Annotated in this window: 17 protein-coding genes and 1 pseudogene; 5 read left to right on the top strand and 13 right to left on the bottom strand. The window is 45.7% G+C overall.

What is annotated here, in order from left to right; all coding sequences use genetic code 11:
• Window positions 1-15: 15 nt before the first annotated feature.
• The 3 genes from DP091_RS30150 to DP091_RS30145 all read right to left on the bottom strand — a co-directional run bounded on the left by DP091_RS30150 (window position 16) and on the right by DP091_RS30145 (window position 544).
• Window positions 16-177 (bottom strand): hypothetical protein, encoded by a 162-nt coding sequence (locus DP091_RS30150; protein WP_258394750.1) that lies wholly within the window; start codon window positions 175-177, stop codon window positions 16-18.
• A gap of 105 nt (window positions 178-282) precedes the next feature.
• Complete coding sequence (locus DP091_RS32205) at window positions 283-402, bottom strand: DUF6022 family protein (protein ID WP_258394749.1); 120 nt, start codon at window positions 400-402, stop codon at window positions 283-285.
• Window positions 359-544 (bottom strand): DUF6022 family protein, encoded by a 186-nt coding sequence (locus DP091_RS30145; protein ID WP_258394747.1) that lies wholly within the window; start codon window positions 542-544, stop codon window positions 359-361. The genes DP091_RS32205 and DP091_RS30145 overlap by 44 nt, the downstream gene beginning before the upstream one ends.
• A 154-nt stretch (window positions 545-698) precedes the next feature.
• Here DP091_RS30145 and DP091_RS32200 point away from each other — a divergent pair, with 154 nt between their 5' ends.
• On the top strand, window positions 699-956 hold the full coding sequence (locus DP091_RS32200; RefSeq protein ID WP_258394746.1) for a MerR family DNA-binding transcriptional regulator: 258 nt from the start codon (window positions 699-701) through the stop codon (window positions 954-956).
• Window positions 957-962: 6 nt separating this feature from the next.
• Window positions 963-1,397 (top strand): MerR family transcriptional regulator, encoded by a 435-nt coding sequence (locus DP091_RS32195; protein WP_258394745.1) that lies wholly within the window; start codon window positions 963-965, stop codon window positions 1,395-1,397.
• A gap of 51 nt (window positions 1,398-1,448) precedes the next feature.
• Here the strand turns inward: DP091_RS32195 and DP091_RS30135 are convergent, their stop codons facing one another.
• The 7 genes from DP091_RS30135 to DP091_RS30105 form a co-directional block, all read right to left on the bottom strand.
• Window positions 1,449-1,850: a hypothetical protein gene (locus DP091_RS30135; protein ID WP_258394744.1), complete on the bottom strand. Its 402-nt coding sequence runs from the start codon at window positions 1,848-1,850 to the stop codon at window positions 1,449-1,451.
• 210 nt (window positions 1,851-2,060) lie between these two features.
• A complete protein-coding gene (locus DP091_RS30130) occupies window positions 2,061-3,335 on the bottom strand; it encodes a Gfo/Idh/MocA family protein (protein ID WP_113061703.1) in 1,275 nt (424 codons plus the stop codon).
• Window positions 3,336-3,432: 97 nt separating this feature from the next.
• Complete coding sequence (locus DP091_RS30125; protein ID WP_113061702.1) at window positions 3,433-5,112, bottom strand: response regulator; 1,680 nt, start codon at window positions 5,110-5,112, stop codon at window positions 3,433-3,435.
• A 12-nt stretch (window positions 5,113-5,124) separates the two neighbouring features.
• Window positions 5,125-6,855 (bottom strand): sensor histidine kinase, encoded by a 1,731-nt coding sequence (locus DP091_RS30120; RefSeq protein WP_113061701.1) that lies wholly within the window; start codon window positions 6,853-6,855, stop codon window positions 5,125-5,127.
• Between the two features lie 40 nt (window positions 6,856-6,895).
• Window positions 6,896-7,780, bottom strand: coding sequence for a carbohydrate ABC transporter permease (locus tag DP091_RS30115; protein WP_113061700.1), 885 nt, complete (start codon window positions 7,778-7,780; stop codon window positions 6,896-6,898).
• Between the two features lie 37 nt (window positions 7,781-7,817).
• The gene (locus tag DP091_RS30110) at window positions 7,818-8,723 is read right to left on the bottom strand and encodes an ABC transporter permease (RefSeq protein ID WP_181469963.1); all 906 of its coding nucleotides are present in this window, start codon (window positions 8,721-8,723) and stop codon (window positions 7,818-7,820) included.
• A gap of 114 nt (window positions 8,724-8,837) precedes the next feature.
• Entirely contained in the window at window positions 8,838-10,502 is a 1,665-nt protein-coding gene (locus DP091_RS30105) for an extracellular solute-binding protein (protein WP_113061699.1), read from the bottom strand.
• A 228-nt stretch (window positions 10,503-10,730) separates the two neighbouring features.
• On the opposite strand from DP091_RS30105, the gene DP091_RS30100 reads away from it, so the two are divergent.
• Both DP091_RS30100 and DP091_RS30095 read left to right on the top strand, forming a co-directional pair.
• A complete protein-coding gene (locus DP091_RS30100) occupies window positions 10,731-11,579 on the top strand; it encodes a helix-turn-helix transcriptional regulator (RefSeq protein ID WP_113061698.1) in 849 nt (282 codons plus the stop codon).
• A 107-nt stretch (window positions 11,580-11,686) separates the two neighbouring features.
• Window positions 11,687-13,069 carry an ADP-ribosylglycohydrolase family protein gene (locus DP091_RS30095; RefSeq protein ID WP_113061697.1) on the top strand — a complete coding sequence of 461 codons (1,383 nt, stop codon included), beginning with the start codon at window positions 11,687-11,689 and terminating at the stop codon, window positions 13,067-13,069.
• A 119-nt stretch (window positions 13,070-13,188) separates the two neighbouring features.
• On the opposite strand, the gene DP091_RS30090 is transcribed toward DP091_RS30095, so the two are convergent.
• The gene (locus DP091_RS30090; protein WP_113061696.1) at window positions 13,189-13,752 is read right to left on the bottom strand and encodes a histidine phosphatase family protein; all 564 of its coding nucleotides are present in this window, start codon (window positions 13,750-13,752) and stop codon (window positions 13,189-13,191) included.
• 563 nt (window positions 13,753-14,315) lie between these two features.
• A pseudogene (locus DP091_RS32495) lies at window positions 14,316-15,213 on the bottom strand (AraC family transcriptional regulator).
• 327 nt (window positions 15,214-15,540) lie between these two features.
• On the opposite strand from DP091_RS32495, the gene DP091_RS30080 reads away from it, so the two are divergent.
• Window positions 15,541-15,813 (top strand): hypothetical protein, encoded by a 273-nt coding sequence (locus DP091_RS30080; RefSeq protein WP_113061695.1) that lies wholly within the window; start codon window positions 15,541-15,543, stop codon window positions 15,811-15,813.
• Between the two features lie 197 nt (window positions 15,814-16,010).
• Here DP091_RS30080 and DP091_RS30075 read toward each other — a convergent pair whose 3' ends face one another.
• Window positions 16,011-17,435, bottom strand: a complete 1,425-nt coding sequence (locus DP091_RS30075) for a response regulator transcription factor (RefSeq protein ID WP_113061694.1) — start codon at window positions 17,433-17,435, stop codon at window positions 16,011-16,013.
• Window positions 17,436-17,438 lie beyond the last annotated feature (3 nt).

Below are 17,438 nucleotides of genomic sequence, written 5' to 3'. Positions count from 1 at the left end.
TGGGCTCTTTTTTATTTAGTTCCAGTAGGTGTCGCACTTCATATTACAATCCGTCTTTTCGATAAAGTCGTAAACTCGTTCCGGTTTAATAAGCAAGTCTTTGGCAAGCCATTCCGCTGACTTTCCGGATTCCATCAATCGTTCATTCAGCAAGCAACGTCCAAATTCAAATTTCAAGAAGCGATGTCCTCCCGCGTAAGATTATGCACTATTTAACCTTAAGCCTTGTCCATTGCCGGTATGAATATACTATATAAAGGGAACCAAACGATGAAGGTAAAATTATTCTTTGATTCGTCGAATCCCTCGCGCGATTTGTTCCCTCTCATGCTCGTTCAGCGAATATAGTACAGGTGCCCTAGGAATGTCGAATTTCAGATGAGAATGAGGGATTTCCGTCATCCTCGATTTCACGAAAAGCGATCGTTAACTCATCTAACATCGTATCGTATAATGTTCTCCATACCGATTCGATATATTGATTACCTGCCGCGCCAATCTCCTCAATGGTCATGTCGTACCGGAATACTGGTTTTACTGTCATATAAATTCCTCCTTGAGCTGGATTATCTCCATCATATAACATGAAAGCCAATTGAAAGGTTTGAGAGATAAATATGAAGGTAATCAACAAGCAATCTAGAATAACATTACAATGGTTTTAATGTTGCACATTTTTTTACGAAGGTGGGATAGCATTGGACTATCGTCCCAAAAATCTGGGAGAAAAATACGGATTAAGTGCAAGCACCCTACGGAACTACGAAGCGAAGGGATTGATGCCTCCTGCAGATCGATCTTCAAATGGATATCGTATGTTTACAGAACGGCATGAAGCTTATCTGGCATGTATTCAAGCCATGGCTCCCGCATTCGGTATGGATGTAACGAGCGAGGTAATGCACTGTCTTGGGCGAAACGAGTTAGACGACGCGATGTGGATCGTCAGGGATTGAGAGGTCATGCTGCATCGGGAAAAAGCTAGTTTGGATCAACTGGTAAGGGAGTTGAAATCGTACTCTGAAGGTAACCGAGCTCACGATTTCAACCCATATTTCAGCATCCACGAGGTTTCCAGACGGACGGGGGCTCCTAAATCGACAATCCGTTACTGGGAGCAAAGCGGCCTGTTCACGGCTAAGCGAGACCCTGATAACGATTACCGTCTTTATAATGAAGCGCATCTTTTTAAAATTAGGATGATTCAGGTACTGCAGAGCTCTGTTTATTCCGAGGAAACCGTCAACTTAAAACAATCCATTGCGCGCTTAGAACTAGAGAACATCGAGCATGCGATGAAACTTACTGTAAGTATCCAGGCGTACCTGCACAAAACGATCAAACTCCAGATGCGAGCGCTCTATTTTCTATATCGTTTAATTAAAGACTACTGTTAGTGTTGTGATCATTACAAAAATCGACACCGATTTAAAATCAAAAGCCATAGGTCACAACGTACAAATAGCGCTGCGCCAATGGAAAGGATAATCCTGGAAGAAGTGCGCTGTAATCTTTCCGATTGATTTTTCCTCACCGAGATCAAAGACGACTTCCCGCGTTTTTCCACGCTGATGCCCTACCCATGCCGGGTCGTTCATATCCAATGTGCCGTATTTTCCGTCCGTAAGCTTATACCCATCGTCAGGGTGCGACGCTTCTGGCTCCTCGGACCATTCATAAGGGAGACCGGCCGCAAGATTGCGGAATTGCGTCTCATCCACTGCCGAAGATGCTCCCGCTTGCGCAATATACATTGCCGGAACAGTCGATTTCGCCTGCACCGAAGAAACCGGGGGCATCAGCAATACGGCTGCCAGCAGGACGGATCCCCATTTCATATTCGAATTCATCTGGGTCATCTCCTTTTTTAGTCTCATGTGTTAGAAATGCCTGAAATCAATATCACATTGTGATGAATACTTGAATGGATCCCCCCTTTCCCGATCATCAGGCATAAGCCCCTTTTGAAATCGCTCTCAAACCAAAAAATTCTCATTCCCCTTCCATTCTCTGCTCGCGAATAGTTCGCGGTATAATTCAAATTCTGCGGATTTCAACAGTTAAACGCCCGCTTCTTCCTTCTGATACATCTCGGTCAGCTTTATGCTTCTGCCCTGCTGCAAACGGGATCGTTCGGAAGCGAAGGCAATCAAATGGCTTTGCAAGGAAGCTGTTGCCGATGTAAGGCCGTGTGACGGGTTGCAGTCGAACTTATGTACATTTTTGAGAAAGGAGCTCACCATGCGCTCATCCCCTCCGCCGTGGCCATCTCCCTGCACGGTGCATTTAATTTCAATCTCTTCGCCCGTCGCATAGCGGTATAAAGTAAATGAGCCCTTATCCATGTCGCCCCTGATCTCTCCCTGCGTGCCCATGATCTGCACACGGCGAGTTGCGCTCTGGGTTAATCCCGACATAATAAAGTTAGCGTTGGCACCGCTGGCAAATTCCATATTGACGACCTGATGGTCGACAACATTGTTATCGCAGCGATAGACGCAGCGGCCGAATGGTCCTTCCTTAAGCGCCCGAATAATGCCTTCCTGTGATAAATCGTGCGTCATATAGCGCGCCCAGTGATCGGCAGGCTGCTCCAAATACATTTTAATTGCTGAAAAAGCACATTCCCTCTCCACCTCGCAACCATTGATACAGCGGTCCGTTGCACCCTCCGGCGCGTTCTCGGCTTTAAAATGAAGCAAAGAACCGAATGAGCTGACCGCTGTGCACGGCTCATCCATCAGCCAGGAGATGAGGTCCAGGTCATGGCAGGATTTGGCCAAAATCATCGGGCTGGTTTCCTCGAAATTACGCCAATTGCCGCGTACGTAGCTATGAACCATATGGTGATAACCCACATTCTCTGTCAACTGAATGGTGCCGATGGCGCCCAGTTCCCCATCCTCGATGCATCTCTTGATGCCCGACCAGAACGGGGAATAGCGAAGCACATGCGTGACCACCAGCAAACGGTTATGCTTAAGGGAGGCTTGCTCCAGTCCTATACATTCCTGCACATTCGGCGACATCGGCTTCTCCAGCATGACATGGTAGCCAAGCTCCAGCGCTTTCAATGTCGGTATATAATGCATGCTGTCAAGTGTACAGATGATCATCACGTCGGCGATTTTTCCCTGCTCGAATACTTGTTCCCAAGAATGATAAACATGCTCTTCCGCGATTTGATGAATCTCTGCAAAACGTTGTCTGCGTTCATCATCCGGCTCGGCTACTGCCATAAACTTCAGCTCATTCGGAAATTTTTCCGCATACGGTCCATAGATGTATCTTCCTCTACTGCCTGCGCCTAATAGTACGGCCGTTAATGTCTTCAATGTTTCTTCCCCCTTGCATATACGATTGCTGCATAATTTCATTGTAAGGGGTGACTCCGCACATCAAAATAGATCATTGCTTACATTCCATATACATTTATTGACCTTGCTGCATCGCTTCGGCGCGGGCCGTACGAAAATCCTGAGGCGTCATATCATTTTGCTTCTTAAAGAAGCGGATAAAGGCAAGTGCTGAATTGTAGCCGAGCTTGGCGGCGATTTCATTGACCTTCATGGATGTATTGAGCAGCATGTCCTTAGCAAAGACATTGCGGTAATCATTTACGTATTTAGACAGTCCGATTCCGGTTATCTGCTTGTAAAGCCTTGATAAATAGGATGGATTCAAGCTGACATAATCCCCGATCGCGGTTAGGGATATATCATCCGCAATATGCTCCTCTATATAGCGATGCACCTTATTCACGACCTCCGCCGGCAGCTCAGTTCCTCTAATCGCATTCCATTCAAAAAAGCAGTCCGCCATTTGCCAATAGTATGGAATGAACTCCGTCCATGTGGTCTCCTCTTGGCGGAACAGCAGATCCAGATTAATTTGGGTGTTCATATAGTCTCGCAAATCATTATTTTTGTGCAAATGCGCCAGAAATACCGCGGACAGGAAATGGTACAACTCAACCTTGCGCTCATAGGGAGCTTCCGGATCGTTCCAGATGTCTGTCAGTTCAACAAATAGATGATTAAACTGCTCGCGGTGATTATTTTCAAGACAGCTCATCAGCAGCTGTACACGTGCATGTAAAAAGCTGTCATGATAGCTTCGGGACTTCTCTTTGACTTCGGACTTCTGAATTTCTTGATCTGTCATGATGACCTCATGGAACAAGCCATGGCCTTGCATAAGACCGTATTTCATCGAATGAAAACGATCCGACAACCGATCCCATGGGACAGCCTCGCTGCTAATAAGAAAAGATACGGAGAGGTTCAACAGCTTTTTGCAGGTTGCCTGGATCGTCTCCAAATTGCCGCTCACATAGCGGTATGTCCTAATCCATTCCATCGTATCGGTATCCGCCGTTATCTCCGAGCCGGCTTTCGGCTGAAAGATCCATACGATTTTGTTCATATCAAATACGGCGGAGAAGCAGGATACATGGGCGGATAAATACTCGTCGCCGATATTTTGAAGAGCGTAAGCCAGTAAAGCCTTGTCCGGCGCCGTGAACATTTCCCTCCAGGCATCGATCCGGCCAATCAGTAAATAGACAGGCAGCGATGCGTCGAGGGGAATGTCAATTTCCGCAAAAGCATCCCGAAGCTGCTGCCCCGTCATCGTCTTGCCTTGTAATAAACCCCAAATATATTCCTTCTGCAAAGAAGGCATCGCGATTCTCATTTTGGATTGGGCACGCAGGATCATTTGAGCCTGACCCTGTTCCTCTTCAATTTCCTTTATCGCCCGTTCAACGGTATGAATGATCTTGTCGTCGCTTTCCACTTTCAGCAAATAATCAAATGCGCCAAAAGTCAGGGCGTTCTTCGCATAGTGAAAATCATTGAACCCTGTCAATAAAATAACCTTGCACGCCGGCCACTGCAATTTGATTTCCTGCAGCAGCTCGATACCCTCTATGCCCGACATTTTAATGTCCGAAATCACAATATCCATCCGGTGATGTGACAGCTCCTCAAGCGCCTCTTCGCCGGAATAGGCCTTCATGACTTCAAGCTTCAAATGCTCCGTCTTCTCGAACAATTCCAGAAGACCATCAACGATAATCGGCAGATCATCCACGATTAAAAGCCTGTACACGGCGTTTCCTCCTTAGCTCATGCTCAGTTTAATAATAGCTTGAAGCCCGCCAAGCTCAGAGCGTGATACGGTAATCCCATACGCTTCTCCATAACGAAGCTGGATTCTGCGTTGAACATTCAGCAGGCCGGTTGTCTCCTCCATCTGGCTGGTAGAATAACGAAGCCTCTTGCCAAGCGCACCAATCTCCTCGTCCGTCATGGACTCGCCGTTATCTTCTACATAAATGTATAAAGCATCGTTTTGCACCTTGCTGTGCACCCATAGCTCGCCCGTTCCGCGCATATTGCCGAGGGCGTACTTATAGGCATTTTCAATGATAGGCTGCAAAATCAATCGGGGGACTTCAATCGGCTGAGCTTCGACTTCAAACAGCACTTGGATTCGATCCCCGTAACAAATCGACTGCATCTCCACATAGGTACGGGAATGCTCAAGCTCCATCTCCAGCGGGATGTCGTCATCATGATGACGAGTAATGAATTGAAAATATTGCCCGATGTACAAACAGAACTGGTAGGCTTTTTCCTTCTGGCTATCGGATTTAATCAAGCGGCAAAGCACGAAAAAGCAATTATATAAAAAATGAGGATTGATTTGCGATTGCAATCGTTTCAGCTCCGAACGCTGAGTGCGAATTTGCTGTTCATAATTTTCCTCAATCAGTGTTTTCAAAGATTTCACCGTATCGTTAAAAGCCTGGTATAAATAGCCGAACTCATCCTGCCTGCGGTCGATCAAAATCGGCTCCAGCTCGTTTTGCTGCATGCGGCGGAAGGAACGCACCAGCTTTAACAACGGACGGTAGATTAACCGGATTATAAAATAGGTAAAGAATAAAAAAATTAAAACAGCAAGCGCGCATGCCCACCAAAACAAAGCTTTATACACCTGGAGCGAACCGAGAATCATCTCTTCCGGTATGCTCGTTACCATGTATGAATTCCATAGGTTGGAATACTTGAATACGGTTAGAAATCGCTTGTTTTTATAATGAATCGTATCATGGCCTTCATCTATTTTCGCTGCCTGCTTCTCAAAAGCCAGCTGCTTCATCAGATCATGCAATTCAAGGTCGGAGCCGCTATGGATTTCCCAGCCGCCCTCCAGATTAAACAGTACTGTTTGGCCACCCCTGCTATTGCCGATTTGCGCTAATGTCTCTTTAATTTTGCCGGTTGAGAGCTCTACGCCTACCACATAGAGCGGGTTCTTTTTGCTTGCAGGGTACTGCATCGTAATAAACAGCCGGTCCTGCCAATAAATAAAGGGCTCCGTATACAGCTTCTTGTCCGGCTGCATCGCTTCATATTCTTCCATATCCAGATTGGTTTCAAAGCTGTTGCTCAGCACCGTGCGCTCGATCAGCGGAATGTAGGCCTTCGCTTCTCGAATGAACGGACTGGAATTTTTCATTAGATCCAGCCGGTGCTGAATATCCAATATTTTATACGACCGCTCATAGGAGCTCATCTGCTCGCCTGTTGCCGCCACCTCCATTAAATCCCTGTCCATGACGTAGTTAGGCAAATATCGGCTGATGCGGTCTGCTTCCTGATCCAGGGAGTCTAAATAAAACCGCGTCGTATTCAAAATCGAATCGGATATTTCACTGCGAATATGATTGGCCCCTTGCTCATTCATCATCCAGGTAATTGCCATAAGCGGCAGTAAGGCTGCCAAAAAGGCAGCCATTATTTTTTTAAATATGGAGGAATCCTGTAATAAGAATATACTTTTCATCGTTTGTTCTCCTGTGCCCGAGATCTACGACCTTCTTTGTCTATTCTTTTACACTTCCCATCACAATGCCCTTGATGAAAAACCGCTGCAAGAATGGATAGACAATAAGAATCGGGAAAGCCGCTACGAAGATTTGTGCCGCCCTGCTTGTACGGTCAGACAGCTGCAGCATGAGTTCCACATTTTCTGATTTAAGAAATCGGAAATCCATCTTAATAATAATGGTTTGCAAGAAAGTTTGCAGCGGATAATTTTCCGGATGATTCATATAAAGCATGCCATCGAACCAGCTATTCCAATGTCCTACCATCGTAAAAAGCCCCGTAGTCGCCAGTGCGGGCAACGATAGCGGAACATAGATTTTCCAAAGTGTTGAAAAATGACCGGCTCCGTCTATCCGTGAAGCATCCTCAAGCTCCTTGGGCAAATTGCGGTAAAAGTTCAAAAGCAGGATGACGTTGAACACGTTAATCGCCATAGGAAACACCAGGGCTCCGAGAGAATCAATAAGTCCCAAGCTTTTAATCGTCAAATAGGTAGGAATGAGTCCGCCGTTGAACAAAATCGTAAAGACGAAAATCCACGCATAGACGGTTCTTAGACGAAACGTATTGCGGTCCTTGGATAAAGGATACGCCGTAACAATCGTTAACAGCATGCTTAATGCCGTCCCCACAACAACCCGCTGAATAGAAATGCCAAAGGCTCTAATATATTCAGGCTTGCCGAAGACATTATCATAAGCCGCCGTTGTAAACTCTACAGGCCACAGCGCAACCTTGCCGGCTGCCGCCGCCGAACCCGAGCTAAAGGAAATCGCCAAAATATGAATAATCGGCATTAAGCATAAAAAAGATATAAACGCAAGAAAGGTGAGATTGCTAACTTGAAAAGCCCTTCTTCCGAATGACGGTTTTATGACCACGGTGTGTCTCCTTTCTGAATCACCGACTTTTCCGATATTAGAAAATACGGTAATTCGCTAGTCGGTAGGCGAGTACGTAGGATACGGAAATGAAAATAAAGGATACTATGGATTTCAATAAGCCGACAGCCGTGGCAAATCCGAACTGGGCTTGCTGGATCCCCATGCGGTAGACGAAAGTATCAATAATATCGGCACTTTCATAAACCGGCGCGCTGTACAGATTAAATATTTGATCAAATCCGGCATTCAGCACATTGCCGATATTAAGCGTAAGCATAAGAACGATGATCGGCATCATGCCCGGCAGCGTCACGTGAAGCGTTTGTTTCCAGCGGCCCGCGCCATCGATTTCGGCAGCTTCATATAGCGTTGGGTTAATTCCTGTCAGCGCCGCCAAATAAACAATGGTCCCAAATCCAAATTCTTTCCATACATCGGAGATGACCATAACGTAAGGAAACCAGTTATTGTCGCCAAGAAAGAAAATCGGCTTCATGCCGAACCATCCAAGCAGTTGGTTCAATATGCCGGAGGAAGGAGACAAAATATCGACCAAAATACCGCTTAGCAGCACCCAGGATAGGAAATGGGGCAGATAGACCAGGGTTTGGAACGTTCGTTTCATCCATTCTCTGCGCAATTCATTAAGCAAAATTGCAATGGTGATTGGCACGAACAAACCGGCAACGATTTTCATTACGGCAATATATACCGTGTTACAGAAAATACGGCCGATATCCGGATAATCCACTAGCAGCTGGAAGTTCCTCCATCCGATAAACGGGGAGCCGAACAACCCTTTATTCGGCACATATTTTTGAAAAGCCATCATGATTCCTGTCATCGGTATGTAACTAAAAATAACAATAAAAGCCAATCCCGGCAGCAGCATCAAATGAAGCGGCCATTCCTTCTTCCACAAGCGCGTCAAACTCTTCATATCATCACCTCGCTGATTCACTTTTCATGCTGTGCGTACCCTTATTCAAGTAACTGATTGCTCTTGAAAAAAGGAGGGATTGCCTAGATTCAATCCCTCCCTGCGCTACAGATCCTATTTATGCGATTGATACCACTCGTTAACCTCTTTCGTGATTTCATCGCCGCCAAGCTTCTTCCACTCTTCAACGAATGTATCGAACTCATCTACGGGAACTTGATTCATTATGATTTTGATAAATATTTCATCACGTTTCTTCGTTAAAATTTCTTGACGGTCTGCCATCGTCGGAGTAGGCGCGCCGTAGAATTTGTTTTGCAGGTATTGCTTGTTCTTCTGTATTTCTGGGACATGAGAGAAGGCACCCTTAGGACCGGAGATCACATATTCCCACCACATGCTTGTATCGCCTTCAACGTATTGCATGGCGCGTGCATAACGCGTTTTTTGGTCTACAGTCTCAAGGATGCTTTCGTCTTTGTTTTCAATGGCTTTAGGCAGGATTTCGCCGTTATTGTCAAACTGTTTGCCTACACGAAGCGGGTTAAGCAGCCAGTAGTTGTTGCCTTTTTCCACAGGGTCTTTGCCATACGTGTATACCTTCTGCTCTTCTGTCGGATGATTGTCTACAACGATCCATTGGTTCAGCAAACCGATTACGCCTTCCGGATGCTTGGCTTTTTTAGAGATCACATAGTACTCGTCAACGCCAAGACCAATTTGATTCAATGTCGGTTTGTTATCGACAGAAGGGATCGGGAACACTCCCCATTCTTGAACAACCTTGCCGTCTTTTACAGCTCCTTTCGCGAGCTGCGCCGGTGTCCAGGAAGCGCCAAATACCATGCCGATGCTGCCGTCGTAGATGAGCTCAGCGGCTTTTTCCGAATCTTTGACCGCAAACTCAGGATCGATCAACCCTTTTTTGAACATATCCTGCAGCGCTGCAAGCGCCTGCTTCATCTCGGGCTGGATATCGCTGTTCATCAAACCGCCGCTTCCGTCTTCCATCCAAATGTTTTCGTAAGCATGATAGCCGTTTAAGAACGCTCTCAGACCGGTAACGCCTGTCTCAGTGCTAAAAGGATTCTTGCTGACCGCAATACCGTAAGCTTGTTTTGTACCACCGGGATTCTTCGCTTTGAACGCTTCTGCAATTTGAATGAAATCATTCATAGTTTTAGGCTCCGGCAAGCCAAGTTCTTTCAGCCAGTCCGTACGAACGAACAAGAATTGATAGTTGAACGGGTTGTAGGAGCTTGGGATCCCCATCATTTTCCCGTCGATCATCGCTGTTTTCATTTGCATGCCGCCGTCCATGGTCAGAAACTTTTTCGTCTCTTCCGTAGCATGCTGATCATAGATCTCTGTCAAATCCATAATCATATCCGCCTCAGTCAGCTCTTTAAGCTGTGCGGCGTTTACAAGCAGAAAATCCGGAAGATCGTTGGATGCGATCGCAATTTTTACTCTCTCTTTAAATTGGCTGATATCTGCAATCCACTTGTTTGTAATTTTGACACCGATATCTTGTTCATAAGCGTCATAAACGGAGTTCTTGTCGAAGTCTTCACCTTCGTCAAATTTCAAGTAAGGATCGCTTGGCGAAACCGTTGAAACCTCAATAACATCATTGCTGTTTCCAGTGCCTGTTGTTTGGGTCGGTTCCTTGGAATTTCCAGGTGGTTGGTTTGGCTCAGACGACGTTTTGAAGCCGCAGCCTGTAATCGCCAATGCAAGCGTCAAGGAGATCATGACAAGTGCCTTTTTGCTCTTCAAATTTTACCCCTCCGGTACATTTCGTTTAGTTTCTGCTGCAAATGGTACTGCAGTCTTTCATATTTCCAGTATAGAAAGAAGCTCCCCGCTGTTCTATATACTAGTCTTTACTTTCGTATACACCTCTTGACACCAGGCAAAAAGCACATAACAGTATCTGGTTGCAGGCATCCCTTGTCTATATACTTAGCATATAAATTCATGATTGTCTGGAGGCATTGGATCATAATGAAACTTCATATTGCTTATGACCATCCCATTCCTATCAATTGTTTTGAATGGACCCCTGCCACTTATCGGCAGCCGCCTCATGTGCACGCAAGTCTGGAGATCGGCCTCTGTTTAACAGGCAAGGGCTATTTTTTCTTTGGCAACAAACAATATGCAGCGAATCCTGGCGACTTATTCCTGGTCAATAATGAAGAACGGCATATTGCCCAATCTGCCCCAGACGACCCGAGCCGCTATCTTTTTATTAACTTTGATCCCGCGCTGCTGCTAGCGGAGGAGCCCGGTCTGCTGCTTCCGTTTTCCTATCGCTCCACTCATTTTTGCAATCATATTATGGGCGGCTCGCCCCTCGCCAAACAGCTTACGCCTTGGGTGCTGGCTATAGCGGAAGAGCTGCGGGAGAAGTCCCCGGGTTATTTAGCAATGGCCAAAAGCGCGCTCATTCAGCTATGCGGACGTCTTCTTCGACATTACGACGGTTTGCTGACCGATGATGAGCGTCATCATATGGTACATTCCGTTCGCCAGGCGCAATCACTGGCCGCTTTGGTCGAGCTTCGTTACCACGAGCCGATTAGCTTAGGGGAATTGGCTGATGAACTTGGTTTAAGCGTCTCGCGCGTGAGTCGGGCATTTCTGGAAACGACAGGTTATCGTTTCTCGGAATATGTTTCCTTGCTGCGTGTCCAGGCTGCCAAGCGTGAATTGGCAGGAACGGACAAAGCTGTTGCTGATATTGCATTCGAATGCGGCTTTCAAAGCTTGCCGACCTTTTACCGCGTTTTTAAAGAGACTGTCGGTCAGTCTCCGGTCCGTTATCGGCAATCTATAGGGGTTACGGAATGAGCAAAAAATGAGTATAACGCTTTTATAATTTGAGAAGCCATTGCCGGCATGGCTGGTTATAATCAAGGCATAAATTGATTACATGGATTTTAGGAGGGCTAACCTTGATGACGAAATGGATTGGACTGAGGGAAATAGTTCGGGATGAAATCAAACAGCGCGAAGAAGAAGGCTGTCATGTTATGGGGATGACCGAAGGTCTGGAAGCAGCCGGCACAAACGAAGCAAAGCTAATGGGGGTGTACCAAGCTTTAATGGCACTTGAACCACGTGCGGATTTCAAGTATATCGAGCCGTCGGAAATGGAAGCCATTCGCGCCGAACGTCCGGATGGACCGAGAATCCTGTCCGGAAACTGGGGTGAACTTAAATGGCAGGATAAATTTCATGGTGCGTGGCTTGGCCGTTCGGCTGGTTGTGCGCTCGGAAAACCTCTCGAAGCTCCTGCCTTCATGCAAGGCTCCGGCGGAAGACCCGGCTGGCACAATATCAAGTTGTGGTTCGAAGGCGCAGGGCAATGGCCGATTTGCCACTATACACCGGGCGATTCAACTGCAGAAGCCGAGTACGGTATCGAGATCGCAAGGTGGAGCAGCTTGGTCAGCTGCCGGGAAAACATTCACTTTATGGAAACAGACGATGATATTCGTTATACCGTTCTTGGTCTGCTCATGCTTGAGGAGCGAGGATTTGATTTCAACTCCTGGGATGTGGGCAAGCTGTGGCATCGTCATTTGTCCTTCGGGCAGGTATTCACGGCTGAAGCGCAGTCCTATCTTAATTTCGCTCGTGTCACTTCACATATTAGCGGCGATCAGCCCGATGAATGGGAGAAACATATCCATTGGGGGCGTTCTTATTTGAATCCTTACCGCGAATGGATCGGCGCCCAAATCCGTGTGGACGGCTATGCATACGGTGCTGCCGGCCAGCCCCAGCTTGCTGCTGAGCTTGCTTGGCGGGACGCCTCCTTCTCTCATGTGAAGAATGGTATTTATGGTGCCATGTTTTGCTCGGCTATGATTGCCGCCGCATTTGTTGAAAGTGATATGAAGCGAATTGTTGAGATCGGATTGAGTGAAATTCCGAAAAACAGCCGCCTTGCAGAAGATATCGCATTAGCTGTCAACATTGCTGAGGAAACGGAAGACGCATTAGCATTGGTGAGTAAAATATGGGAAGCATTTAAGCACTATCACCCTGTTCATACCAATAATAATGCTGCATTATGCGCGGCTGCGCTCATTCATTCCGGAGGCGATTTTGAGAAAGGCATTACGACAGCCGTACTTGGTGGCTGGGACACCGATTGCAATGGCGCCACCGTCGGTTCCATTCTTGGCGCATCGCTTGGAGCGACAGCAATTCCTGCGAAGTGGATCTCGCCGCTAAACGATACGTTGTATGCCGATGTCAGTGGCTTCCACCCCATTGCCATCTCCGAATGCGCTCAAAGAAGCTATCGTGTCTTCCGGAAATTGCAGCATTAAAATGATTAAGGATGAATCCAGTTGGAGGGGGCGGCTAGCCCCCTTCCTCTGTAGCCAGGTGAAGTTTCACATTTAAACTCTCATGGAACCTTACGTGAGCCTTCCGACTCTTTTACTAACTACAACTTCATTCGATATACCCCGGCCTCACCCAGAAAATCTTTTCGGGTCAATCCCTTTTCTCCAAGCAATATCCGATAATTCGTTATCGTACCATCATGTGAAATAAAGAATATTTTTCTATACTTTTCCCCGATCCAATCTATTAACCGCTTAGCATATCCTTCAAAAATATCTTGTTCGATCCTATTAATCCCTTCTTTCCAGCAATCCAAATTGAAATCAAGAATTTCAGTGTGTCCATATAGATTTGTGATTTCAGTTTTAGAGAGGATTTGATCACATGCTAAAAAAGGAAGTTCGGTATTCTGAGGAAACATTCTGGGACCAACCAATGGAGAAACAATGAAGTCCATACCATTTTTTATAATAGTTGCCGTCTCCATTGTACGTTGAGTTGGACTTACAAGAACTAAATCACCAGGATCAATTATAATTTCATTTCGTAGCTGCGCTACTTGAAATTTTCCGTATTCTGTAAGACTAGGATGCAGAGTATTTAATCGATTTGGATAATCGTTGAGATGTTCTCCATGACCGTGCCGAATAAATATGAATTCCATGTCCGCCCTCCCTTATCTCATTCCCCTATTCGGCGTGATCCCATGAAGCGACTAAAATGCCCACGCGAATGAAACCGAAGACTCGTAGCCGTATTTATGGCGATATCGACACTCTAATCGCTTCGTTATTTTGCAATTCGAGCGCGGCAAGAGTGAGTTTTCTACGCATTCCTCCTCTCGACAAAAGTATACAATCCCGTATCAATAGTTGCGTCTTCTTTTCTTGAGCACCTAGATTATGGCGTAAATATTTCTTGTGAATCATCTTGTTTAATCTGTCTAAGTATAAATCTTTCCGTGTCTAAAGTAGGGAATTGAGACATGTTTTTGTCCTTTCATGGTTTAGATATTCTAAAGATATCATTTAGCGTTATCTTAATCTATAAATTCCCATAGTATTCCCCTGTCATGGTTCCTCTCTACTGCCCCTACTGGTTAAGGCAGCTGATCAATTGGTCGGCTGCCTTCTCTTCTTTATTCAACTAACGTGTCCCATTACTCTTCCATGTTTCTTCAAACCGAACCAAAGACGGTATTTGTCCCGCTCTGTTTGACTTCATCATTCAGGAGATTTTTCGTACCGCGAACCACAATTCTACATAATTAAGACCATTTCTGCCTCCATAAACTTCGAATTCCATCCCATTGACCTGCTCGTATCCTGCTGTTGGAAGCCATTCTGAATAAAAGCGGCGGTATAACGACTCGATGGAGTCATTAAATTGCTCCCATGTAAACAGCTCTGATGGGAATATAGCCCAAGTGTGTGAAGGAATCGTTATTTCCAAATATCCATCCGTTTTACTGGAATCGCTCTTAAATGAACACAGCATATACGGAAACGTATCATTCTCGGTTTTTCGATAACTGCACACTGCATGGACTTTATACAAATCCTTACTCAGATATACGGGCAATTCACCCGCATTGGCAGTAAGTCTCTCTACTTCGCCATTGGCATGGCATTGTTGCCATAATCCCCCCCGGTGTACTCGGTCCATCACCATCACTGCTTGTTTGAAACACTCTTTCAATGCCAAATACTTGGAAAGATTCCTTGGTTTCGATCCGATAATTCATCGCTTCAACCCCTTTGATTGAAATAAGAAAGGAAAGCCGTGGATATGCTTTCAACGCGACTCCTTCTTGACGAGCCGTAGTTGGATTGACACCATGCATCGATTGAAAAGCTCTTGCAAAAGAAACCGGTGAATCGTAACCATACTTAATGGCAATATCAATCACTTTCGAATCGCTATTCAACAAATCAATTGCTGCAAGAGTAAGCCGCCTGCGTCGTATATATTCCGCCAGTGTAACATCTGTAATGAAGGAGAACATTCTTTGAAACTGATAAGACGAACAGCAAGCTTGGCTTGCTATCTTCGTCAGGTCGATTTCTCCGGATAAATTTGTTTCAATATAATCCAATGCCCGATTCATCCTCGTAAGCCAATCCATTTCTTTCCCTCCTCTCAATCGAAGTATAGAATAACAACGACTTTGTATCGCAACTTTTTATGCTCAAGTAAGTTGGCATTATCACCTCTCCGTCATTCACAAGGGACAGATACATTTGCTTTCTTCTTCACTTCGACGAATCGTTGATTCTTGTTAACCATGCAAAAAAACCTCTCCATATCTTACGACATGGTTGCATTCTCTTGAAAGTATCGGCTAAAAAAGCATGTTCTTGGCAATTTCGGCCAATCTAGGGCGATCGCTGTTATGAATAAAATTTATAATGTGCTAAAATGCAAACAACAATAAACCTAGGGGGCAGATGATATGAACTTATCGATCTTAGCTCTTATTCTTGTTGGTATAATCACCATTTATGCCATTGCATTTACAATGTTAATTAAGTTGCTTGGCCGGAAATTTAAAGACAAATCCAATCTGTATTTTCTTTATGCATCCATTATCTTGGTTATCCAATCTTATGTTTTAATTCAGGATTTCTTAGGAACTCAGTCTTTTAGTACAGTCAATATTTTATTTTTCTTAATGGGATTGATGCTGATTTTCCAAGGAATAAAACGAAAACAATCAAATATGTAGGTTCGTACGGAAACAGAATTATCCCCACTGTGAAAGTATTGGTTTATAATTCTTTCCAACATTCAAGAGGCAGCAGATCTCAACGTGATCGGCTGCCTATCGTTTCCCGTTTTCAAGCGTATTGGTGAACCTTCCTTGATGAGATATGTTTTCCCTGACCCCCTTGCCCTGTTACGATAAATAATTTCCCATTGTTATTACCTCGTCTTGTACTGCTGTCTATATTCGCTCGGGAGCATGCCTGTCTGCTCTCGAAAAGTTCTGCTGAAATATTTTTCATCCTCGTACCCGGTTTGCTTGGCAATCCAGACAATTGGCCTGGCCGTCTGCTCCAGATATTCCCGAGCTTTATCGATTCGTACCTTGCGCAGATATTCATTGAAGGAAAAGCCTACGATTTCTTTGAAACATTGATAGAAGTAGCTTCGGCTCAAATTGACCCGCTTCGCGACATCGATGGCGTATAACGGAAACTCCAGTTCGTCGTGCACGATCTTGACCGCGGTCATAATGCTGCCGCTCACTTCCGGGCTCAGCTGTAAGCTGCCTGAGCGCATTATCCCTTTTTCCCTGAATTGTTTTAGCCAGTCCGCAACTTCGCCCCAGCACATAAATGTATCAGGCATCTTGATCTCATCAGGTTGTATCGCTCTATATAGTCGATTCCAGTCAACCATACATCCGTAGATCCACTGCATTAGCTTGGGGACAGGCATTCGCAGTTCTTTTAATCGACTACAAAGCTTATCAAAGGCCTCATCGTCATGGACCCATGTGAAGGCGTGTAGTAATTTCTTCACAGTGTCCGTCTCCTCTTCTCCCGGTTCAGGATGTTCTGCCAGCAGCTCCATGACCGACTTCTCAATCGGATAGGGCTCATTGCCGTCGCAGTCGTAGAAAAAATCTCTGCTCCTGTAAGCCCGTATCCGTTGATGCAGATCGGATGGAGATATACCGGCTGTATGCCGTATCCGTACCATATGCCATCCGGAGCTGCGCGTTCCGTTTGGAAGCGGCGGCAACGGGTCTTCTTCGTAATGGCCTTGAGGCTGAACCTCCTTAGCAAGATCCGTCAACCACATCAGAATAGATCCTTCCGATTCGGCTATCCAGCCCAAGGAAACGCAATCCGCAACCATACTGCTTGTTAATGGCTCATCCGGGAATGTCAATAGCGCATAGACCGTATCGGAAAAACAAACCTCTGCTATCGTATGCGACTCATTCTTGTGCTTCTGCTTCTCTTCCACAATGCGCGAGTGGATGCGACGAAACACTTCTTCGAACTGGTCTTTTTCTAGCTCTACCTTCGCAATGTAATCAATGGCACCCAGTCGCAGCGCTTCCTGAATGTATTCAAAATCCTGATGAAGCGTCAACACGGCGATCGCGATATTCGGATATAACTTGCGTACAACCCGAATTAATTCGATGCCCGACATCACGGGCATGGCCAGATCGGTCATTAACAGGTCTACCCGATTCGCCTTCAGAAAATCGAGCGCCTTCTCCCCGTTGGCAGCTTCGCCTACAACTCTCATTCCGAACGATTCCCAGGGTAAAAAGGACATCAGCCCCTTACGTACAAGCTTGTCGTCGTCTACGATGAGAACATGGATCATTTC

Origin of the sequence: Paenibacillus sp. MDMC362 (genome assembly GCF_003269305.1) — a bacterium.
Lineage (GTDB): Bacteria > Bacillota > Bacilli > Paenibacillales > Paenibacillaceae > Paenibacillus_AQ.
Note: the sequence above shows the minus strand (reverse complement) of the source record. Positions and strands in the feature narration are given on the sequence as shown.